Source organism: Streptomyces sp. NPDC054866 (assembly GCF_053610745.1).
In genome coordinates this window covers 119548-139200 of the sequence record NZ_JBSGZA010000006.1, presented here as the reverse complement: position 1 = coordinate 139200, position 19653 = coordinate 119548, and the positions used below count along the sequence as shown (strand labels likewise).

The following is a 19653-nucleotide window of genomic DNA, read 5'->3' as shown; positions in this document are numbered from 1 at the left end:
AACTCGGTTGGCCCGGACCTCTGGGCCAACCGCCTTCTCTTTGACATGATCAGCCCCGAAAGCAGTCATCTCGTGGCCATCGGGGAGAGGTGAGTGACGAGTGATCCTCACAGTCACGCTGAACGCCGCCCTGGACATCACCTACCGGGTCCCCGCCCTCACCCCGCACGCCTCGCACCGCGTCACCGAGGTCATCGAACGGCCCGGCGGCAAGGGCCTGAACGTCGCCCGCGTCCTCGCGGCCATCGGCCACGACGTGACGGTCACCGGCTTCGCGGGCGGCGACACCGGCCGCGTCCTGCACGAGCACCTCTCGCGCGAGCCCCGCGTCACGGACGCGCTCGTGCCCGTCGAGGGCGCCACCCGCCGCACGCTCGCCATCGTCGACGCGACGACCGGCGACACGACGCAGCTGAACGAGCAGGGAGCGCCGGTCTCACCCGCCGAATGGGCCGCGTTCCAGGAGTCGTACGAGGACTTGCTGCGCCGGGGTGCCGCGGCGGTGGCGCTCTGCGGAAGCCTGCCGCCGGGGGTCCCGGTCGGCGCGTACGCGACGCTCGTACGGGCCGCACGCGCGGCCAAGGTCCCCGTGCTCCTGGACACCAGCGGCGAGGCGCTGCGCCGTGGCGTCGCCGCACGCCCCGACATCGTCAAGCCGAACGCCGACGAACTGGCCGAGCTGACCGGCTCCCACGAGCCCGCCCAGGCGACCCGTGACGCCCGCCGCAGGGGCGCGCACGCCGTGGTGGCGTCCCTGGGCGCACAGGGCCTGCGCGCCGTCACGCCTGAGGGCACCTGGCAGGCGGCCCCGCCAACCCGCGTGCGCGGCAACCCGACGGGCGCCGGTGACTCGGCGGTGGCGGGTCTGCTCTCCGCCCTGGTGGAGGAACTCCCGTGGCCGGACCGCCTCGCGCGCGCCGTGGCGCTGTCCGCGGCGACGGTCGAGTCCCCCGTGGCGGGCGAGTTCGTGCCCTCGACGTACGAAGACCTGCTCGCGCGGGTCGCGGTGACCGGGGAGGCCACCGCGGCGTGAGAACGCGCGTCACCGCGTGGGCGACGCACAATGCGACGCACAACGGGCCGTGCCGGCCCAGGAATTGGGGACATTCATCGTGCCACTCGTATCCACCGGGGAGCTGGTCTCCGACGCGCGCGCGGCGGGGCGCGGGGTCGCCGCGTTCAACGTGATCACGCTGGAGCACGCGGAAGCGATCGCCGCGGGCGCCGAGCGGGCGGGCACCCCCGCGATCCTCCAGATCTCCGAGAACGCCGTGAAGTTCCACGGCGGCAACCTCTCCGCGATCGCAGCGGCGGCGGCAGCGGTGGCCAGGAGTTCCTCGTCCCCGCTCTCCCTGCACCTGGACCACGTCATGGACCCGGACCTCCTGCGGGCCGCGCACCCCGAGGGCTTCAGCTCGGTGATGTTCGACGCGTCGAAGCTGCCGTACGACGAGAACGTCAAGGCGACGGCGGACGCGGTGCGTTGGGGCCACGAGCGGGGCATCTGGGTCGAGGCGGAGCTGGGAAAGGTGGGCGGCAAGGAGGGCGAGGCCCCGCTGGACGCACACGCGCCGGGCGTACGGACGGATCCCGAGGAGGCGGCGGCGTACGTGGCCGCCACGGGAGTCGACGCCCTCGCGGTGGCGGTCGGCTCCTCCCACGCGATGACGTCCCGCACGGCAACGCTGGACCACGAGTTGATAGCCGCCCTCGCCACGGCAGTCCCCGTACCACTGGTGCTGCACGGCTCAAGTGGCGTACCGGACGCGGAGATCCGGGCGGCGGTGGCATCCGGCATGGTGAAGATCAACGTCGGCACGGCCCTCAACACGGCGTTCACGGGCGAGGTGCGCGCGTACCTCGGCGCCCACGAGAAGGGCGTAGACCCCCGGAAATACCTCGCCCCGGCTCGCGAGGCGATGGCCGGGACGGTAGCGGGGTTCCTGGGGCTGCTGAAGTAGCCCCAGGGGGAGCCCTGGACGGGCGTGGAGGGCTCAGCCCTTGCTGCCCTCCACGAGCCACATCTTGTCGATGTTCGCCCCGGTCGTCCCGCACAGGTCGCTCTGGGCGCAGGTGAGCGTGACCGAGTTGGTTCCCTTGGTGAGCTGGACCACCGCCCAGGTGTTGGTCCAGCCCTTCTCCCAGTCCCCTTCCTCCGCGTGGGCGAAGTTCTTCATGTTCAGGGGACGGGTCTGCTTCTTGCCGTTGACCAGGATGGTGGCGTTCGAGTCCTTGCCGGGGACGCCGTAGTTCACGTGGAGGCTGTACGAGCCGGACTCGGGGATGCCGTTGACGGTCCACGTCACCTGGGCGCCGACCTTGTCGAACCCGGAGACGTAGACACCGCCGTCGGACTCGGCGCCCTCTATGTCCGAGGCCGTGGTCGTGCCGCCCTCCAGCTTCAGGGCCTTCGCGTCCGTCTTCGGGAGTTCGACCGGGTCCTCGGGCTTCTTCGTCGGCTTCTCGCTGGGCTTGACCGACTCGGCCTGGGTGGAGCCGCTGCCCGCTTCCTTCTCGCCGCCCTCGTCGCCGCCGCCCGACAGCATCGCGGCGGTGATCCCGATGGCGACGACCGCGACGACCGCGATCGCGGCGATCAGGAGGCCCTTCGTGTTGGGGCCGCCGCCGCGGCCGCCGGAGCCTCGGGACGCCGGGGTGTACTGCGGCGTCGTGGGGGCCCCGCCGGGCTGCGTCTCCGGAGCGGCGTAGTGCGCGTTCGGCTGGCCGTAGGCCTGCTGCTGCGGCGGCACCTGCTGGCCGTACGTGGGCGCGGACTGCGTGCCGTAGGCGTTCGGGCGGCGGTCGCCGACCGCGCGCACCTGGTTGTACGAGGACCGCTGACCGGGGTACCCGTAGCCGCCCCCGCCGCTGGGCGGGGTGGCGCCGGCCGCCTGTCCGTCTTCGTACAGATAGCCGAACGGATCGTCGTCGCCCTCCGGCGGGTTCGGCGTGTGGTCGCCGTTATTGCCGGGCGTCATTCCCAGGTCACTCCCTCATATCGCTGACCGGGGGAGCCTACCCGCTCCCGGTGAGCCCAAGGGGTGGCGTCCGCCTCATCCGGCCCGCCTGTGCTGCTTGGCACGTGACCGTTTCTCCACGTACATCCGCTGGTCAGCGGAGTGCAACACCTCGTCAGCCGACATCCCGCAATGGGCCCATCCGATGCCGAAACTGGCACCGACCCGCACCGCACGGCCGTCCACCCGGATCGGCGGGATGATCGCGTTCCGCAGCCGGACCGCGAGGTCCTGCGCGTCGGCGCGGCCGAGCCCGTCGGCGAGGACGACGAACTCGTCACCGCCGAGCCTGGCGACCGTGTCCCCGTCACGGACACCGCTGGTCAGCCGCCTGGCCACCTCGATGAGCACGGCGTCACCCGTGTGGTGCCCGAAGCGGTCGTTGATCGACTTGAAGCCGTCGAGGTCGCAGAAGAGCACGGCGAGGCCCTTGGTGCCGTCGTCCGTGTCCCCGTGCCCCTCGGGCGGCGCGACGGTGTGCACGTGGTGGTCGAAGCCCTCGCCGCCCTGCTGGAGGGCGTGCGCGTTGTTCGAGCCGTAGTCGAAGCTGTGCTGCCCGTCCGCGTCGTACACGCCGTCGTACGCCGCGTCCAGCGAATCCACCGCGCTCGGCTGGCCCGCGTGCGGCCGGCGACAGAGACGGGCGCTGAGGCGGGAGCGCAGCTCGGCGGAGTTCGGCAGGCCGGTGAGGGAGTCGTGCGAGGCGCGGTGCGCGAGCTGGAGCTCGCGGCGCTTGCGCTCCTCTATGTCCTCGACGTGGGTGAGGAGGAAGCGCGGCCCGTCGGCGGCGTCCGCGACGACGGAGTTGCGCAGGGACACCCAGACGTACGTCCCGTCGCGGCGCGCGAGGCGCAGCTCGGCGCGGCCGCCCTCGGCGGAGGTCCGCAGGAGCGTGCCGATGTCCTCGGGGTGGACCAGGTCGGAGAACGAGTAGCGGCGCATCGCGGACGCGGGGCGGCCGAGCAGGCGGCACAGGGCGTCGTTCGTGCGCAGGATGCGGCCGTGCTGGTCGCCGCCCATCTCGGCGATGGCCATGCCGGAGGGGGCGTACTCGAAGGCCTGGCGGAAGGACTCCTCGCTGGCCCGCAGCGCCTGCTGCTCGCGCTCCAGGCGGACCAGGGCGCGCTGCATGTTGGCGCGAAGGCGGGCGTTGCTGATCGCGATGGCGGCCTGGAAGGCGTACATCTGGAGGGCCTCGCGGCCCCAGGCGCCGGGCCTGCGGCCGTTGCGGGGGCGGTCCACTGAGATCACGCCGAGCAGTTCGCCGCCGGCGGCGCCCGTCGCGTACATCGGGGCGAAGAGGCGGTCCGCGGGGTGCCACTCGTCCTCGAAGCGGGGCTCGGGGCCGTCGGTGTACCACTGCGGGACGTCGTCCTCGTCGAGGACCCAGCCCTCGGTGTACGAGATGAACCTCAGGGCGCCCCAGGGCTCGCCCATGGAGAGCCGCTTCTCCCAGGCCTCGCGGGAGCCGACGCGGCCTGTGATGAGGGCCTCGGCGGCGGTGTTGCCCGCGAAGGCGGCGACCACGAGGTCGCCGTCAGGGCGCACGAGATTGACGCACGCCAGCTCATAGCCAAGGCCGTTGACCACGCCGTCGGCGACGGTCTGCAGCGTGTCCGCCAGGCTCCGGGCCGTGTTGAGATCCGCCACCACCTGATGCAGCTGCCGCAGGGTCGCAAGACGGACGTACGGCTCCGACTCGGTCTCCATTGCTCGCTCTCCCCGAGACCTCGACAGCAACTCCAGGATTCGCAGCGCCCTTAGTGTTCTCGTCGTACCTGAGTTCTCTCAGTGTCCGATTGCCACCGTCACTGAATCACAGCGAGCAGCTCACCCGGTACACAGGGTCAACAAAATATGGGTCCTGTGACTCAAGTCACAGATGGGAAGCCTTCGTTGGTCCAGTCCACTTGGCCGTCGCACACCTTTTGAGGGTGCCACGCAGCATCGGCCTTCGGTCCTAGGCCCGGTCTCGGACCTCGGCCCGATGTGGCGACAGGGGCGGCGGGGCTAGCGTCACTCCCGTGGTTCCCGTACTGAAGACATCTCCGGAGAGCGCTTCCGCGACTCCCCCTGCCCCGCCCTCCCCCCGCGCCCCGTCCCCCGACGGGCATCCTGTGGGGGTGAGCAACGAAGAGTTCCGCGCCGCCATGTCCCGGCTCGCCGCGGGTGTGGTCCTGGTGACCGCCTGCGAGCCGTCCCTCGACGCGGACGACCCCCAGGCGCCGGTCGGCGAGGACGTCGGCATGACCGCGACGGCCTTCCTCTCCGTGTCCCTCGACCCGCCTCTCGTGCTGGTCAGCCTGCGTGAGGGCTCCCGGATGGACGACCTGCTCGCCGAGCAGCCGCTGTGGGGCGTCTCGGTGCTCTCCGAGAGCCAGCGCCACATCGCGGGCCGGTTCGCGATGAAGGGCAGGATCAGCGACCGGCTGCTCTTCGAGGACATTCCCTACGTCCGGGGGGAGACGTCCGGGGCGCCGTTGATCGGCGGCGCGCTCGCGACGCTGGAGTGCCGGACCGAGCAGACGGTGACAGCGGGTGACCACACCCTTGTCATCGGGCGAGTACTTTCGGCTGCTCTGCCGAGCGCCGACGGGGGCCCGTTGACGTACTTCAAGGGGAAGTACCGACAGCTGGGCTGAGGCTTTCGGGACCGAGCCGATGGTTTTGGGTTGAACAGTCTTTGCTTCCGGGACTGTTTGCTCAGCAGCCGGGAAGGCGGGGGCTCAGCTGCCGAGGAGCCGGGGCTCAGCCCCAGCCCTCCCCCGAGCGGCCGCGCTTGGTCTGGCTGCGCTGCTTCTTCTCGCGCAGCCGCCGTTCGTTGATCCCCCGGGGGATCTTCGTGGCGCGGCGGGGCCGGGGCGGCGGAGCGGTGGCCTCCGCGAGCAGCGAGGCGAGGCGGGTGGCCGCCATCTCGCGGTTGCGCCACTGGGAACGGTGCTCGGAGGCGCGCACGCTGACGGCGCCGCCGACGAGCCGTCCCGCGAGCCGCTCCAGGGCGCGCTCCTTCCACACCGGGGGCAGCGCCTGGGTGTTGGCCAGGTCGAACCGCAGCTCCACCTGCGAGTCGCTGGTGTTGACGTGCTGACCGCCCGGCCCGGACGACCTCGAGAAGCGCCACATGAGCTCGGCCTCGGGCAGGGAGACGGAGCCGCGGATGACATAGGGACCGGACATGGGTCCTATGGTCCCGTGTCTGTCCGGTCCACGTCACCCGTATTTACGGCGCGCCACGCTTGCGTCGGGAGTGACGCGAGGGACGAGTAAAGAAAGTAAAAGGAACTGGAACCTCTGGGACCCCGGTCGACGTTCATAGGGGTGACGGTAGCTTCGTCCCCAGTACGAAGCCCGTTCGTACGCAACGAGGGAAGGGACTCCCAACAATGGCAGTAAGCCTGTCCAAGGGTGGCAACGTCTCGCTCACCAAGGAGGCTCCGGGCCTGACCGCCGTCACCGTGGGCCTCGGCTGGGACGTCCGCACCACCACTGGCACCGACTTCGACCTGGACGCCTCGGCCATCGCGGTGAACCCGCAGGGCAAGGTCTTCTCGGACCAGCACTTCGTCTTCTTCAACAACAAGGTGACGCCGGACCAGACCATCGAGCACACCGGTGACAACGTCACGGGTGAGGGCGAGGGCGACGACGAGCAGATCAAGGTCAACCTGGCGGGCCTCCCGGCCGACATCGACAAGATCGTCTTCCCGGTCTCGATCTACGACGCGGAGAACCGCTCGCAGAACTTCGGCCAGGTGCGGAACGCCTTCATCCGCATCATCAACCAGGCCGGCGGCACGGAGATCGCCCGCTATGACCTGAGCGAGGACGCCGCCACCGAGACCGCCATGGTCTTCGGCGAGCTGTACCGCAGCGGCGCGGAGTGGAAGTTCCGCGCGGTCGGCCAGGGGTACGCCTCCGGCCTCGTCGGCATCGCGCAGGACTTCGGCGTCAACGTCTGAGGTCCGCAGCCCAGTTAGCAGTTCCCGAGGGCCCTCGGCGGAATCTCCGCCGGGGGCCCTCGTGGTTGCCGCGACGGCTCCGGGGCCGGAGGATCGGCAGCACCACCCACCACTTGAGGGAGTGTGAGGGCCATGGCGACCGTGGTGCTGGTCGGGACGCTCGACACCAAAGGCGCGGAGTACGCCTGGCTGCGCGACCGGCTCAGGGAGTACGGCAGCGACACCTTGCTGATCGACGCCGGCATACTGCCCGCGCCCCCGCAGACCCCCGCCCCCGACGTGCCGGCCGACGCCGTGGCCCGCGCGGCCGGACACGACCTGGCGAAGCTGCGCGGTGCGGGCGAGCGGGGCGCGGCCGTGGCGGCGATGGCGGACGGCGTGACCGAGGTGGTGCTCGACCTGCACCGGCGGGGCAAGCTGCACGCGGTGCTCGCCGCCGGGGGCAGCGGCGGCTCGTCGATCGCCGCGCAGGCGATGCGCGCGCTGCCGGTCGGGGTGCCGAAGGTCCTGGTCAGCACGATGGCGGGCGGTGACGTGGCGCCGTACGTGGGCAGCAGCGACCTCACCCTGATGCACAGCGTCGTGGACATCTCCGGCATGAACGCCGTCTCCCGGCAGGTTCTCGGCAACGCGGCCGCGGCAGCCGCGGGCATGGCACGCCGCTTCGAGCGCGACCACGACGAACTGGCGGGCCAGGGCCGCAAGGTGGTCGCCGCGACGATGTTCGGCGTGACGACGCCCGCGATCGACGCGGCCCGCGCCCGCCTCGACGCGCTCGGCTACGAGGTCCTGGTCTTCCACGCCACGGGCGCGGGCGGCCGTGCGGTGGAGAAACTGGCGTCCGACGGCCTCCTGGACGGCGTACTCGACCTGACGACCACCGAACTCGCCGACGAGCTGGTCGGCGGCGTCCTCTCCGCGGGCCCCGAGCGCCTCACCGCGGCGGGCCGCGCGGGCATCCCGCAGGTGGTCGCCCCCGGCGCCCTCGACATGGTCAACTTCGGCCCGGAGCCGACGGTCCCGCCCCGCTTCGCGGACCGCACCCTCCTGGTCCACAACCCCACGGTCACCCTGATGCGCACGACTGCCGAGGAGATGGCCGCGCTCGGCGCCACCCTCGGCCACCGGCTCACCGCCGCGCGCGGCCCCGCCGAGTTCTTCTGGCCGCTGCGCGGGGTCTCGGCGGTGGACGTCGCGGGCGGCCCGTTCGAGGACAGGGCGGCGGACGCGGCCGGCCTCGACGCGCTGCGGACGACGGTGCGGGGCAGTGACGTACGACTGCATGAGGTGGACGCGCACATCAACGACGCGTCGTTCGCGGAGGCGATGGCCGACCGCCTGCACGAGCTGATCAGCTCACGCGCGCTGAAGCAGACGCCCTGAAACCCCTGACCCACTCAAGGAGCACCCCATGACGCAGATCACCCGCAAGGAAGCCCTGGCGCGCCTCAACTCCCAGGTCGCTAAGGGCAATCCGGTGATCGGGGCGGGAGCGGGCACGGGCCTCTCCGCCAAATGCGCGGAGGAGGGCGGCGTGGACCTCCTGATCATCTACAACTCGGGCCGCTACCGGATGGCGGGCCGCGGCTCCCTGGCGGGCCTGCTCCCGTACGGCGACGCGAACGCGATCGTGGTGGACATGGCCAGGGAGGTGCTTCCGGTGGTGAAGGACACCCCGGTCCTCGCCGGGGTGTGCGGCACGGACCCGTTCCGGGACATGGGCCGCTTCCTGGACGAGCTGAAGCGGATGGGCTTCACCGGCGTCCAGAACTTCCCGACGGTCGGCCTGTACGACGGCACGTTCCGCACCAACCTCGAAGAGACCGGCATGGGTTACGGCCTGGAGGTCGACATGGTCCGCGAGGCCCACGCCCGCGACCTCCTGACGACCCCCTACGTCTTCGACCCCGACCAGGCGGCGGACATGGCACGGGCCGGAGCGGACGTCCTCGTCCCGCACGTCGGCCTGACGACGAAGGGCGCGATCGGGGCGGGCACGGCCATGACCCTCGACCAGGCGGCGACGGCGGTCCAGGAGATGCACGACGCGGCCAAGCGCGTGAACCCCGACATCCTGGTCCTGTGCCACGGGGGCCCCATCGCGGAACCGCAGGACGCGGCGCACGTCCTGTCCCGCACCACGGGCATCGTCGGCTTCTTCGGCGCGTCCTCGATCGAACGCCTCCCCACGGAGCGCGCGATCGTGGACCAGACCCGCGCCTTCAAGTCCCTGAAGACGGGCGGCTGAACGGGTCGGCGGCTACCCTGCGCCGCATGATCCTCGAACCGCTCACCCCCGCGGAGGACGGCGCGCTCCCCGGCGAGCTGCTCACCGAGCTCACCGCCCTGTACGCGTCGAACCGCGTCTTCCACGCCCTCTCCGGGGACTTCCCCGACCCCGACGACATCCGCCCCGAGCAGGTCGCCGCCGCGCTCGCGGACGAGCTTGCCGTGCCGGGGGCGCAGGTGCTCGTCGCGCGGTCCGAGGGCCGGGTCGTCGGCATCGGCATCACGCTGGACCACCATCCCGACCCCGCCGACCCGGACCCATGGATCGGCCTGCTCATGGTCGACGCCCGACAGCAACGCAAGGGGTACGGACGGGAGTTCGTGCGCAAGATCGAGGAGCGGTTCCGGGGGAACGGCCGCGACGGGGCACGGATCGCCGTCCTGGAAGGGAACGAGGCGGCGCTCGCCTTCTGGGGCACGCTCGGGTACGAGGTCATCGACCACCGGCGCGACCTGGACGCGGGCCGCCCCTGCGCCGTACTCCGCAAGCCGCTGCCGTGACGCCTTACGGCCGGGCCGGCTTCCCGTCCCCGTACAGCCACGGGCCCCAGATGGCGCGCACCTTCTTGCGCGCCGCATCGCCGCCCGCGTGCTTCTCCACGTAGCGCGTGAAGTCCTCGGTGTCCGCGTTGCCGTGGCGGTGGGCCTTCGTCCAGCCCTGCACGATGTCGTAGAAGGTGTCGTCGCCCACAGCCTGGCGGATCTTGTGGATGACCATGCCGCCCCGCTCGTACACCGGACTGTCCGAGATGTTCGCGGCGGACGGCGGCTTGGCGGGCGGGAAGGCCCAGATGGCGTCGTTGTCCTCCTTGGCCTCGTAGTAGTCGCCCGCGTAGACCTGGTCGAAGATCTCCTGCGCGCTGTCGCCGTCGTTGTCCTCCTGCCAGAGCCACTCGGCGTACGTCGCGAAGCCTTCGTTCAGCCACATGTCCCGCCAGGACTTGGGCGTCACGGAGTTCCCGAACCACTGGTGGGCCAGCTCGTGGACGATGAGCTGGGGGTCGGGGGCGCCGGGATAGGTGGGGCGGGTCTGGGTCTCCAGGGCGTAGCCCGCGTCCCCTTCGCGGGTGACGATCGCGCCGGTCGACGAGAAGGGGTAGGGGCCGAAGTTCAGCTCCTGCCACTCCAGGATCTCGGGGATGCGGGCGAGCGCCTTCGCACTGGCCTTGGCCTCGGAGGGTTCCACCGCCGTGAGCACCGGGATGCCGGACTTCGTCGTCGACTTCTTCACCTCGTACGGCCCGATCGCCACCGTCGCGAGATAGCTCGCCATCGGCTCCGCGCTGTGCCAGGCGAAGGTGGTGCGGCCGTTCTTGGTCGACTCGCGGGTCAACTCACCGTTGGAGATGGCCTTCAGGCCCCGGGGGACGGTGACGCGTATGTCGTACGAGGCCTTGTCCGACGGATGGTTGTTGCCGGGGAACCACGCCATCGAGCCGGACGGCTCGCCCAGCGCGACGGCACCTTCCTGCGTCCGCAGCCAGCCCTCCTTGGAGTCGTCCGGGTCGGTGATGGTCTCCGGGCTGCCGGAGTAGCGGACGATGGTGCGGAACGTCTCGCCCTTGTCGAGGTCGTCCGCGGGCCGGATCGTCAGCTCCTGCCCGTCACGGTGGAAGGAGGCGTCCTTCCCCTCGACGCTCACACCCTTCACCTCCAGGCCCTTGAGGTCGAGGTTGAAGGCGCTGAGGTCCTGGGTCGCGCGCGCCGTGACCTCGGCCGTGCCGGTGAGGTGACGCGCGTCGGGGTCGTACCCGATGGCCAGGTCGTAGTGAGCGACGTCGTAGCCGCCGTTGCCCAGCATGGGGAAGTACGGGTCACGCACACCGTCGGCTCCGGGCGTGCCGTGCACTCCGGAGCCGCTGCAGGCGGTGAGGACGAGGGCGGCGATGGCGGCGATGGCGGCGGCCGATGTGCCGCGGGGCGCCGTGGATCGTGGGTGCACGGATGCGATCTTATGCGGCATATGTTCGGTGGGGCTTTCCGGTGGAGCTGTCAGGTGCAGCCCTCGCGGGCTTCAACGGGTCTCCACCGGGGCCCCACCGGGAACGCGGCCCGGCAGGGCGGGCCAGTAGTGCTCGGCGAACAGCCTGCCGACCAGCTCGCCGCGGCTGGAGACGCGGGCTTTGGTGAAGACGGCCTTGAGGTGGTCGCGGACCGTGTGCGGGGAGATGAACAGCGCCGCGGCGATCTCCGAGGTGTTCATCCCGCGCGCGATGAGCTGCGTGATCTGGAGCTCCCGCGAGGTCAGGCCGTACGCGTCCGCGACCAGGACCGCCAGGTCGGCGGGTGCCGCGGGCTCGATGACGAGGGCCACGGGGCCCGGACTGCCGCCGGGTCCCGTGAGGCAGGAGGCGTGGCAGACCAGCCAGCGGCCCTCGGTGGTCCGGATGCGCACGCGGGCGTTGCCGTGGCGGGCGCGTCCTTCGGCGACGGCCCGCGCCTGAAAGGCCGTGCCGACCACCCAGATGGGCAGCTTCAGCCCCAGCGCCGAGGGGAAGGAAGGGCCCTTCGGCAGCAGGGCGATGTGCTGCCGCGCCTCGTCGTTGGCGGACATGGCCTCGCCGGACGCGTCGAAGAGGATCAGGCCCGGCGCGGGCGCGTCCGTGCGGGACGCGGACTCGGACGCGGACTCGGACTCGGACGCGGGCGGCCGGGCGAACCCGCGCAGGCGTGCGGCGAGCGGGCGTGACAGGCCGGCGAGCAGCGCGATCTCGTCCGGGCGGAACGCGTCGGTGGTGCGGAACAGGCTCACCAGGCCCCATGGCCTGCCGCCGATCCGCAGTACGGCACGCAGCTCGTCGTGCACGCCCTGGCCCAGCAGGAGGCGCCGGAAGCGGGCGCTGCGGGCGGGCAGGCCGCCGGTGGCGGCGCGCAGCCCGGCCGCCGGTACGGTCGCGCGGGCCAGCTCGCGGAACGGCACGATGTTCTCCTCCAGGAGCTCGCTCTCCCAGTAGGCGTAACAGCCCTCGCCCGAGCCGAGGTTCTGCACCAGCATCGGCGCCGTGATCAGGCCGGTCTCCGGGTCGGCGGCCGTCCACACGGCGGAGTGGAACGGCACGAGCCGCCGCAGCCCGGCCGAGGTTCGGCTGAACAACTCACCGGTGTTCAGGGCCTGTTCGGCGGCCGAAAGCACCGCCCGGCGTTGATCGGTCATGCGCATCCCCTCCGCTGATCAGCCTGCCCTGTCCACCACGCGGCACCAACCCCTCGTTTGAGGGGGGCTGTTCCCGGCCGATCACCCACGCGCGCGGGATGGGGCTCTCGGGCGGCGTTGGCGAAGGTCGGTCGCACACGTCCAGCACGACCACGGGAGAGGGAAACGATGAACATCGCGATCATCGGAGGGGGCGCGGCAGCGGTCGGCCTCCTCGACGCACTGGCCACGCTGACCGCGACGGAGGGCGGGAGCGGCACCATCACGGTCTTCGAGCCTTCGCCGCGGCTGTGGCGCGGGCGGCCGTACGGACCGGACCTGGATTCGGTGCTGGTGAACGCGCCGCCCGCCATCATGTCGATCCGGAACGGCGACTTCGGCCACTACGCGGCCTGGCTCGGCGAACGGGGCGAACGGGGCGCCGACCACCTGGACGAGCTCCTGGGCCAGCCGCTGGTCCCGCGTGCGCTCTACGGCGAGTATCTGGAGCACACCGCGGAGAAGGCCGTGGCGGCCCTGAGCGAGCAGGGCTGGCTCGTACGCGTCGTGGCTGCCCGCGTGACCGGGGTGACCCACTCGGGACCACGTCTCGCCATCCATACACACCACACACACCACACGCAGCAGTACGAGGCCACCCACGTGGTGCTGTGCGTGGGCGGAGGAACGCCGCCTGACCTGTACGGCCTCGTCGGCAACCCGGGCTTCACAGCCGACCCCTATCCACTGGCCGCCACGCTCGAACAGGTCCCGGCCGGGAGCGACGTGTCGGTCATCGGCAGCGGCCTGACCGCCGTGGACGTCGTCGTGTCGCTCGCCGCACGCGGGCACGCGGGGCGGATCACGCTGCTTTCGCGTGGCGGAATGCTGCCGCACGTCTGGCAGCGCCCGTACGACCTGCGCCCGCGGCACGTGACGACCGAGCGCGTGGCTGAGCTGCACAAGGCGCGGGGGCGCGTCACGCTCGACGACCTCATCGGGCTGCTTCGCGCGGAACTCGTGGACGCCGGCGAGGACTTCGAAGCGCTCATGGCCGATCTCGGCGGCGCCGGGGCCGAGGACCCGACCCTGCGTCTCCGGCGACAGCTCGCCACCGTCGACGACCCCCGGCTGGGCCGCCGGGTGCTTCAGCAGGCGGCGCACACCGTCGGCCCGTACGCGTGGCGGCTGCTGCCCGAAGCCGACCGGGCCCGGCTTCGGCGTCATCTCCGCACAGCCACCGGCGTGGCATCGCCCATGATTCCGGGGAACGCGGCGGTCCTGGCGCGGCTCCTGGATTCGGAGCAACTGACCGTCGAGCGCGGGCTACGGGGGATCGAGCTGGTGGACGGCCGTTTCCGTGTCCACGGCGGCGGCGAACGCACCACGGACCTCGTCATCAACGCCGTGAACCCGCCGCCGCAAGCGGTCCCGGCCGCCGCCGAGCGCCTGGTCTGGTCCCTGGTGGACTGCGGCCTGGCCACGCTCCATCCGGCGGGCGGTCTGATCCCCGCCGATCCGCGCGTGCATGTGGTCGGAGACCTGACCGGCGGCGGCTCGTTCATCACGTCGAGCATCCCCGGCGTCGCCGCCCAGGCGTCCCGCACGGCCCAGGCCCTCCGGGCCCCCTGAGTACAGGTCCTACAGAACCGCGATGCCCAACGGGCGTTCCCCTGCCGGGAGTCGGCGGGTTTCGCCGCTCTTCAGGTCGATGACGGTGATCCCGTTCCAGAATCCGTCGCGGGTGAAGCCGCCGGTGACGTAGGCGGTGCCGCCGTCCTCGGAGACGGCGACGTCCTCGTGCGGCCCTTCGAGCGGGAAGACCCTCTCCTCGCCGTCCTTCGTACGTATGGTCAGCGAGGGCCCCTTGTCCGACGACGGGTCGATGGGTCCCGTGCCGACCGCGAACAGCGTGCCGTCGTCCGTGATCCGCGCGCCGTGCTGATGGGTGTTGGCCGTCATCTTCTCGATGTCGGACTCGCCGGTGCGCGGGTCGAGCACGACGAGCTTCTCGCCCTCGAAGGGCAGCAGGAGCTTGCCGTCCGAGGGGCGTACGGCGGCGTAGTGCGGCTTCAGCCAGGAGCCGAGGCCGCCTTCCGTGCCGTACGGGGCGACTTCGATGCGGCGGGGCTTCAGGGAGTCGGCGCGTACGACCGTCACGTCGAAGGAGTCGTGGTTGGTCGCGTAGACCTCGCGGCCGTCCTTCGACACGTCCACGTCGAAGGGGCGCCGACCCACCGGCACGGTGTCCGTGACCTCGCGCTTCTCGGTGTCGATGACCTCCAACGTCCCCTTCCCGTCAGGCACGTTGACGCCCACATAGGCGTGCTCGCCGTCCGGGGAGAGTGCGATGCCCATGCCGCCGCCGCGGTACTCGCCGGTCGTCGTGGGGCCGCTGTCGGTCTCGTACGGGATGCGGTCGACGCGTTCGCGGGTGCGCGTGTCGACGACGGCCACGGCGTCCGCCGTGGCGACCCAGGCGCGGCCGTCGTCGCCCACGGTCAGGCCGTAGGGGGCCGTGCCGACCTTCACGGACTGGATGGGGCCGCGCTCGGGGTCGACGAACGTGACGGTGTCCGAGCCGAAGTCGGCCACCAGGAGGGTGCCGTCGGGGGTGCGCTGTTCCGCGGGCAGGGTGGCCGTGGCGGTCGCGCGGGTGGTCTCGGTGCCGGGGGCCGCCTGGCTGTCTCCTGCGGTGCCGCAGCCCGCGAGGAGGGCGGCACCCAGGAGAGCGACGGCCGCCGTCCGGGGAGCCTTCACGAGGCGGCCCCCCTCAACAGTGCGGCGACCTCCGCGAAACCGCGGCGCTCCGCGTGCGCGAGGGGCGTGACGCCGTCCCGGTCGGCGAGACCGGGCGTCGCGCCCGCGGCGAGCAGCAGCGCCACGATCTCCTGGTGCGCGCGACCGCCGTCACCGAGGATCACGGCCTCCAACAGGGCGGTCCAGCCGAGGTCGTTGACGTGGTCGACGTCGATGTCGGTGACGCGCAGGACTTCCCGTACGTACGCGACGTGTCCGCGCTCCGAAGCGGGGATCACGGAGATCCCGCCGAAGCGGTTGCGGAGCTTCAGGTCGGGCCCCGCGGGAAGCAGGACGTGCAGCATGGCGACGCTGCCGGTCACGCCGGTCGCCAGCCAGGGGCTGTCGGCGCGGTGGTCCTGGGCGTCGACGTCGGCGCCCGCGGCCACCAGGGCCCGTGCAGCCTCGACGTGGTCGCCGGTGACGGCGAGCAGCAGCGGTGTGCGCAGCTCGGTGTCGCGGGCCTCGACGCGGGCTCCCGCGTCGAGGGCGGCTCTCACTTCGTCGGCGTTCCCGGCCCGTGCGGCGTCGAGCAGCCGCTGGTCCTCTGCGGTCCTTGCCATGATCGTCCTCCTCGTCGTCGTACGGACGGTCGTACGGACGGTCGTACGGACCGGAAACAGCCTCAGCATCGCGGCTTCAGTGCGGCTCAGCGCGGCCTCAGCGGCCGAGCGACGCGACGCCCGCCTTCGCGAACTTCTCGTCCAGGTCGCCGCTCGGGGCGCCCGCGACACCGATGCCCGCGATGGGCGCGCCCTTGGCGGTCACCGGAGCGCCGCCCGCGAGGAACAGGGTGCCGGGGATGTCCTTCAGGTTCGGGGCCTGCTCCAGGCGCTTGGTCAGCTCGGAGGTGGGCGCGTTCCAGGAGACGGCGGTGTACGCCTTCTTCACGGCGGACTCGGGGGACTGCGGTCCCGCGCCGTCACCGCGCAGCTCGACGATGGTGTTGCCGTTGCGGTCGACGACGGCGACGGAGACGCGCTGGTTCTCCTTCTCGGCGGCGTCGAGGGTGGCCTGGGCGGCCTTGGTCGCGGCGTCGATGTTCAGGTGCGTCGACTGCGTGAGGTTCTTGCTGCCCGCGTCGGCGGTGACGGCGGCCTTGGGAGCGGCGGCCGGGGACTCGGCGCTCGCGGAGACGGCGCCGAAGGTTCCGGCGCCGAGGACGGCGGCGGTGGCGGCGATGGTCAGGACACGGGTGCGGCGGGAGAGCTTCTGCATGGGGTGCTCCTCAGGCGAAGGTGGTGGTGAAGGTGAAGGTGATGGTGAAGGCGGAGATCCGGGGAGAGGTTGTTGTTTCCTCTCTGCGATCAATCCTCCGGCCGCATCCGGGGCCCACCCCTCGACGTACCGGCTGCTACCTGCCCGCGGCTCGGCCGACACGAGGGTCAGCCGATCGGTTGACCCCCTGGTGATCCCGACGGGCCACAATGAGGTTGTTTGCGCAGTTCAGCAGCGAGTCGGAAGCCGGAAGGAGCGAAGCCGTGGAGCAGGCCGAAGGCGCCCCGCAGGACCCCGACTCGCGCTGGCTCGCGGCCGTCATGCACACGGCGTTCTTCCTTCTCCTCGGCTCGTCGCTGACCCGGTTCCTGATGCGGCACCCCGGCGAACCGCGCACACCGTGGATCATCGCGCTCTCGGTCTCCCTCGCGCTCCTCTACGTGCTCGGCCCCACCATCGGCGCCCGCCCCACCGCCCCGCGCCGCCTCACCTGGCTGATCCTCGTCGTGGCCGTCTGGGTCGTGCTCGTCATACTCGCGCCGAGCTTCGCGTGGTGCGCGGTGCCGCTCTTCTACACCGGCCTGCGTACGCTGCCACCGCGCGCCGCCCTGTTCCTGGTGGCCGTCCTGACGGCCTTCGTGGTCGTCGCGCAGTTGCAGCTCGCGGGCAGCTTCGACCCGAACCTGCTGCTCGCGCCGCCCGCCTGGGCGGCGGTCGCGACCGCCGTCTTCCTCTACATGCAGCGCCAGGCGGCCCGCCAGCGCACGCTCATCGACGACCTCATCCGCACCCGCCGCGAACTGGCCGCCATCGAGCGGCGCGAGGGCACACTCGCCGAGCGCCAGCGCATCTCCATGGAGATCCACGACACCCTCGCCCAGGGCCTGTCCAGCCAGCAGATGCTGCTCCAGGCCGCCGACCGCGTCTGGGACACGGACCCGGCCAAGGCCCGCACCCATGTCCGTACCGCCGAGTCGATCACCGAACGCGGCCTGGCCGAGGCCCGCCGCTTCGTGCACGACCTCGCGCCCGCCGACCTCGCCGACGGCGGCGGCCTCGACGAGGCACTGCGGACGCTGGCCGCGCGCACCGCGCGGGACGCGGGCCTCACGGTCCGCTTCCACGCCGAAGGCACGCCCGCCCCGCTCCCCGACCGGACGCAGTCCGCGCTCCTGCGCATCGCCCAGGGCGCCCTGGCCAACGTGACGGAGCACGCCCACGCGACGACGGCGGCGCTGACGCTCACACACCTGGACGACCAGGTGGTACTCGACGTCGCGGACGACGGCCGCGGCTTCACGCCCACCGACCAGCCGCCCGCCCCCGACCGGCGGGGCCACGGGCTGCCCGCGATCCGTGCCCGCGCACGGCAGCTCGGCGGGACACTGACGATCGAGTCGGCACCGGGCGAGGGCACGGTGCTCTCGGTGGCGATCCCCTTGACGCCGGAGGAGACCCCATGACGACCCCCGCACCCCCGGTCCGCCTCCTGGTCTGCGACGACCACATCGTCGTACGCGCCGGACTGCTCGCCCTGCTGGGCAGCGCGCCGGACATCGAGGTGGTCGGGGAGGCGGGCACGGGCGAGGAGGCGATCGCGCTCGCCGCCAAGCTGGCCCCGGACGTGGTCCTGATGGACCTGCAACTGGGCGAGGGAATGGACGGGGTAGAGGCAACACGCCGCATCACGTCGACGGGCACCCCCGCGCCGCCCCACGTCCTGGTCCTGACGACGTACGACACGGACGCCGACATCACCCGCGCCATCGAGGCGGGCGCGACGGGCTACCTCCTGAAGGCCGAACGCCCAGAAGAGCTCTTCGCCGCGATCCACGCCGCCGCGCAGGGCCGCACCACGCTCTCCCCGCCGGTCGCGTCCCGCGTGATGGCCCGCATGCGCAAGCCGCTGCCCACCCTCACCGACCGCGAGCTCGACATCCTCGCGCAGCTCTCCCAGGGCCTCGGCAACCGCGAGATCGCCCGCGCGCTGTTCATCAGCGAGGCCACGGTGAAGACGCATCTGGGCCGGATCTACGACAAGCTCGGGGTGGATACGAGGGCGGGCGCGGTGGCGGTGGCGAAGGAGCAGCGGCTGCTGCCGTGAGCGGCGCCGTCCCGCCCCTCCGGGGCCATGACACCATCGACCACGTGCTCGACATCGGCTACGCCCTCTCCCACCGCTTTCCCGACCCTCCTCAGTTCGACTACCGCAACGCGGACGTTCACGCGCTGCGGCACGACCTGTTCTGCGGGGACGTGTATCTCGCGGACACGAAGGCGGACCGGGAGCTGTCCACAGCCTGGGGATGGGTTCCCGTCCTGGACTTCGCGTGGGCGCTGTGCGACATCGTCGAGCAGGTGGACCAGGATCCGCGAGGCAGCCGGGCCTCCCGCCCTCAGTACGCCGAGCTCGACTTCACGGAGTCGACGGACCGCATGCTGTTCACGCGGCGCTTCGGCTGGGTGGACATCGAGGCGGACTGGATGCGGGCGGAGGACCCTCCTCTCACGTTCTCCCACTCCGAGTTGCGACGCGAGGCGCGGGACTTTCTCCAGGACCTCCTGGCGGACCTCATCGACCTCCACGAGTCCCTGGGGGACAACCCCACGATCTGGACGCTGCAGTCCCGCTTTCCCCGGGCGTAGGCGCCCAACGGACCCCCCCCCCGCAGCCTCCTCGCGCCGAACGGGCTCTCCCACCCACCCGCCCGATCACCCCGCATCCACCCCTGAACGAACAAGCTTTCCCGCCCACCCACCCGATTGCCCCGCGGTGTCGAGGGGGGCGCAGAAGGGGTGGGTGGGGAACGGGGGGGGACATCGATGGGGCAGCACCGCACCCCACCCTGGGGAGCCCCGGCCCGCACGCGCCCGCAGTCGGCGACGCGGGTGGGTGGGGAACGGGGGCATCACCCCGCCCCACCCTTGGGAGCCCCGGCCCACACGCGCCCGCAAGTCGGCAGCGCACGGGAGGGGACGTGCCGGTATGTCTGCCCGGAGCACAGCTCCCGAAGACTCCGGCGCCGAAGCACCCCCACGGCCACCGGACGATAGCGAGGACGGACATACCGGCGCGGCCCCGCACCCACACACGCACCAGCCCCGCAGCGCACCAAGCACCCGCAGCCGGCCACGCACGCGAGGGGACGTGCCGGTATGTCTGCCCGGAGCACAGCTCCCGAAGACTCCGGCGCCGAAGCACCCCCACGGCCACCGGACGATAGCGAGGACGGACATA

19 protein-coding genes are annotated in these 19653 nt (G+C 71.8%); 11 read left to right on the top strand and 8 right to left on the bottom strand.

The annotated features are described in order from the left end of the window. Positions 1 to 100: 100 nt before the first annotated feature. Both ACWGI2_RS28760 and ACWGI2_RS28755 read left to right on the top strand, forming a co-directional pair. Positions 101 to 1033 (top strand): 1-phosphofructokinase family hexose kinase, encoded by a 933-nt coding sequence (locus tag ACWGI2_RS28760; protein ID WP_453698441.1) that lies wholly within the window; start codon positions 101 to 103, stop codon positions 1031 to 1033. Between the two features lie 79 nt (positions 1034 to 1112). Then, positions 1113 to 1961 carry a class II fructose-bisphosphate aldolase gene (locus ACWGI2_RS28755; RefSeq protein ID WP_453698440.1) on the top strand — a complete coding sequence of 283 codons (849 nt, stop codon included), beginning with the start codon at positions 1113 to 1115 and terminating at the stop codon, positions 1959 to 1961. A 33-nt stretch (positions 1962 to 1994) separates the two neighbouring features. Here ACWGI2_RS28755 and ACWGI2_RS28750 read toward each other — a convergent pair whose 3' ends face one another. Together ACWGI2_RS28750 and cdgB are read right to left on the bottom strand one after the other, a co-directional pair. Then, on the bottom strand, positions 1995 to 2978 hold the full coding sequence (locus ACWGI2_RS28750; RefSeq protein ID WP_453698439.1) for a carbohydrate-binding protein: 984 nt from the start codon (positions 2976 to 2978) through the stop codon (positions 1995 to 1997). A gap of 75 nt (positions 2979 to 3053) precedes the next feature. Next, positions 3054 to 4727 carry a diguanylate cyclase CdgB gene (gene cdgB / locus ACWGI2_RS28745; RefSeq protein WP_453400712.1) on the bottom strand — a complete coding sequence of 558 codons (1674 nt, stop codon included), beginning with the start codon at positions 4725 to 4727 and terminating at the stop codon, positions 3054 to 3056. Between the two features lie 407 nt (positions 4728 to 5134). Between cdgB and ACWGI2_RS28740 the strand changes: the two genes are divergently transcribed. Further along, the gene (locus ACWGI2_RS28740) at positions 5135 to 5659 is read left to right on the top strand and encodes a flavin reductase family protein (protein ID WP_453400845.1); all 525 of its coding nucleotides are present in this window, start codon (positions 5135 to 5137) and stop codon (positions 5657 to 5659) included. Between the two features lie 106 nt (positions 5660 to 5765). Here the strand turns inward: ACWGI2_RS28740 and arfB are convergent, their stop codons facing one another. After that, positions 5766 to 6203, bottom strand: coding sequence for an alternative ribosome rescue aminoacyl-tRNA hydrolase ArfB (arfB, locus tag ACWGI2_RS28735; RefSeq protein WP_453698880.1), 438 nt, complete (start codon positions 6201 to 6203; stop codon positions 5766 to 5768). 197 nt (positions 6204 to 6400) lie between these two features. On the opposite strand from arfB, the gene ACWGI2_RS28730 reads away from it, so the two are divergent. From ACWGI2_RS28730 to ACWGI2_RS28715, 4 genes are all read left to right on the top strand, one after another. Beyond that, positions 6401 to 6976, top strand: a complete 576-nt coding sequence (locus ACWGI2_RS28730) for a TerD family protein (RefSeq protein ID WP_249589187.1) — start codon at positions 6401 to 6403, stop codon at positions 6974 to 6976. Between the two features lie 132 nt (positions 6977 to 7108). Next, positions 7109 to 8359, top strand: coding sequence for a Tm-1-like ATP-binding domain-containing protein (locus tag ACWGI2_RS28725; protein WP_453698438.1), 1251 nt, complete (start codon positions 7109 to 7111; stop codon positions 8357 to 8359). Positions 8360 to 8387: 28 nt separating this feature from the next. Further along, positions 8388 to 9224 carry a phosphoenolpyruvate hydrolase family protein gene (locus ACWGI2_RS28720; protein WP_453698436.1) on the top strand — a complete coding sequence of 279 codons (837 nt, stop codon included), beginning with the start codon at positions 8388 to 8390 and terminating at the stop codon, positions 9222 to 9224. A 26-nt stretch (positions 9225 to 9250) separates the two neighbouring features. Continuing rightward, positions 9251 to 9766: an N-acetyltransferase family protein gene (locus ACWGI2_RS28715; protein WP_453698435.1), complete on the top strand. Its 516-nt coding sequence runs from the start codon at positions 9251 to 9253 to the stop codon at positions 9764 to 9766. A gap of 4 nt (positions 9767 to 9770) precedes the next feature. Here the strand turns inward: ACWGI2_RS28715 and ACWGI2_RS28710 are convergent, their stop codons facing one another. Then, the gene (locus ACWGI2_RS28710) at positions 9771 to 11228 is read right to left on the bottom strand and encodes a M1 family metallopeptidase (RefSeq protein WP_453698434.1); all 1458 of its coding nucleotides are present in this window, start codon (positions 11226 to 11228) and stop codon (positions 9771 to 9773) included. A gap of 51 nt (positions 11229 to 11279) precedes the next feature. Next, the gene (locus ACWGI2_RS28705) at positions 11280 to 12419 is read right to left on the bottom strand and encodes a LuxR C-terminal-related transcriptional regulator (protein ID WP_453698433.1); all 1140 of its coding nucleotides are present in this window, start codon (positions 12417 to 12419) and stop codon (positions 11280 to 11282) included. A gap of 168 nt (positions 12420 to 12587) precedes the next feature. Between ACWGI2_RS28705 and ACWGI2_RS28700 the strand changes: the two genes are divergently transcribed. Next, positions 12588 to 14030, top strand: coding sequence for an FAD/NAD(P)-binding protein (locus tag ACWGI2_RS28700; protein ID WP_453698432.1), 1443 nt, complete (start codon positions 12588 to 12590; stop codon positions 14028 to 14030). A 9-nt stretch (positions 14031 to 14039) separates the two neighbouring features. On the opposite strand, the gene ACWGI2_RS28695 is transcribed toward ACWGI2_RS28700, so the two are convergent. The 3 genes from ACWGI2_RS28695 to ACWGI2_RS28685 form a co-directional block, all read right to left on the bottom strand. Further along, the gene (locus tag ACWGI2_RS28695; protein WP_453698430.1) at positions 14040 to 15158 is read right to left on the bottom strand and encodes a YncE family protein; all 1119 of its coding nucleotides are present in this window, start codon (positions 15156 to 15158) and stop codon (positions 14040 to 14042) included. After that, positions 15155 to 15760 (bottom strand): ankyrin repeat domain-containing protein, encoded by a 606-nt coding sequence (locus ACWGI2_RS28690; RefSeq protein ID WP_453698428.1) that lies wholly within the window; start codon positions 15758 to 15760, stop codon positions 15155 to 15157. Before ACWGI2_RS28690 ends, ACWGI2_RS28695 begins: the two co-directional genes overlap by 4 nt. A 97-nt stretch (positions 15761 to 15857) precedes the next feature. Next, positions 15858 to 16415 carry a GlcG/HbpS family heme-binding protein gene (locus tag ACWGI2_RS28685; protein ID WP_453698427.1) on the bottom strand — a complete coding sequence of 186 codons (558 nt, stop codon included), beginning with the start codon at positions 16413 to 16415 and terminating at the stop codon, positions 15858 to 15860. Positions 16416 to 16735: 320 nt separating this feature from the next. Here ACWGI2_RS28685 and ACWGI2_RS28680 point away from each other — a divergent pair, with 320 nt between their 5' ends. The 3 genes from ACWGI2_RS28680 to ACWGI2_RS28670 are packed head-to-tail and all read left to right on the top strand — an operon-like array spanning position 16736 to position 19061. Continuing rightward, positions 16736 to 17878, top strand: a complete 1143-nt coding sequence (locus ACWGI2_RS28680; protein WP_453698879.1) for a sensor histidine kinase — start codon at positions 16736 to 16738, stop codon at positions 17876 to 17878. Then, the gene (locus ACWGI2_RS28675; protein ID WP_453698425.1) at positions 17875 to 18519 is read left to right on the top strand and encodes a response regulator; all 645 of its coding nucleotides are present in this window, start codon (positions 17875 to 17877) and stop codon (positions 18517 to 18519) included. Before ACWGI2_RS28680 ends, ACWGI2_RS28675 begins: the two co-directional genes overlap by 4 nt. Before the next feature lie 44 nt (positions 18520 to 18563). Next, complete coding sequence (locus ACWGI2_RS28670) at positions 18564 to 19061, top strand: hypothetical protein (protein ID WP_453698878.1); 498 nt, start codon at positions 18564 to 18566, stop codon at positions 19059 to 19061. Positions 19062 to 19653 lie beyond the last annotated feature (592 nt).

Bases quoted from the DNA above. Each gene is read 5' to 3' on its own strand.
- ACWGI2_RS28705 (WP_453698433.1), bottom strand. From the start codon at position 12,419: ATGACCGATCAACGCCGGGCGGTGCTTTCGGCCGCCGAACAGGCCCTG.
- ACWGI2_RS28750 (WP_453698439.1), bottom strand. From the start codon at position 2,978: ATGACGCCCGGCAATAACGGCGACCACACGCCGAACCCGCCGGAGGGC.
- cdgB (WP_453400712.1), bottom strand. From the start codon at position 4,727: ATGGAGACCGAGTCGGAGCCGTACGTCCGTCTTGCGACCCTGCGGCAG.
- ACWGI2_RS28710 (WP_453698434.1), bottom strand. From the start codon at position 11,228: ATGCCGCATAAGATCGCATCCGTGCACCCACGATCCACGGCGCCCCGC.
- ACWGI2_RS28685 (WP_453698427.1), bottom strand. From the start codon at position 16,415: ATGCAGAAGCTCTCCCGCCGCACCCGTGTCCTGACCATCGCCGCCACC.
- ACWGI2_RS28700 (WP_453698432.1), top strand. From the start codon at position 12,588: ATGAACATCGCGATCATCGGAGGGGGCGCGGCAGCGGTCGGCCTCCTC.
- ACWGI2_RS28725 (WP_453698438.1), top strand. From the start codon at position 7,109: ATGGCGACCGTGGTGCTGGTCGGGACGCTCGACACCAAAGGCGCGGAG.
- ACWGI2_RS28675 (WP_453698425.1), top strand. From the start codon at position 17,875: ATGACGACCCCCGCACCCCCGGTCCGCCTCCTGGTCTGCGACGACCAC.
- ACWGI2_RS28730 (WP_249589187.1), top strand. From the start codon at position 6,401: ATGGCAGTAAGCCTGTCCAAGGGTGGCAACGTCTCGCTCACCAAGGAG.
- ACWGI2_RS28680 (WP_453698879.1), top strand. From the start codon at position 16,736: ATGCACACGGCGTTCTTCCTTCTCCTCGGCTCGTCGCTGACCCGGTTC.
- ACWGI2_RS28720 (WP_453698436.1), top strand. From the start codon at position 8,388: ATGACGCAGATCACCCGCAAGGAAGCCCTGGCGCGCCTCAACTCCCAG.
- ACWGI2_RS28715 (WP_453698435.1), top strand. From the start codon at position 9,251: ATGATCCTCGAACCGCTCACCCCCGCGGAGGACGGCGCGCTCCCCGGC.
- ACWGI2_RS28690 (WP_453698428.1), bottom strand. From the start codon at position 15,760: ATGGCAAGGACCGCAGAGGACCAGCGGCTGCTCGACGCCGCACGGGCC.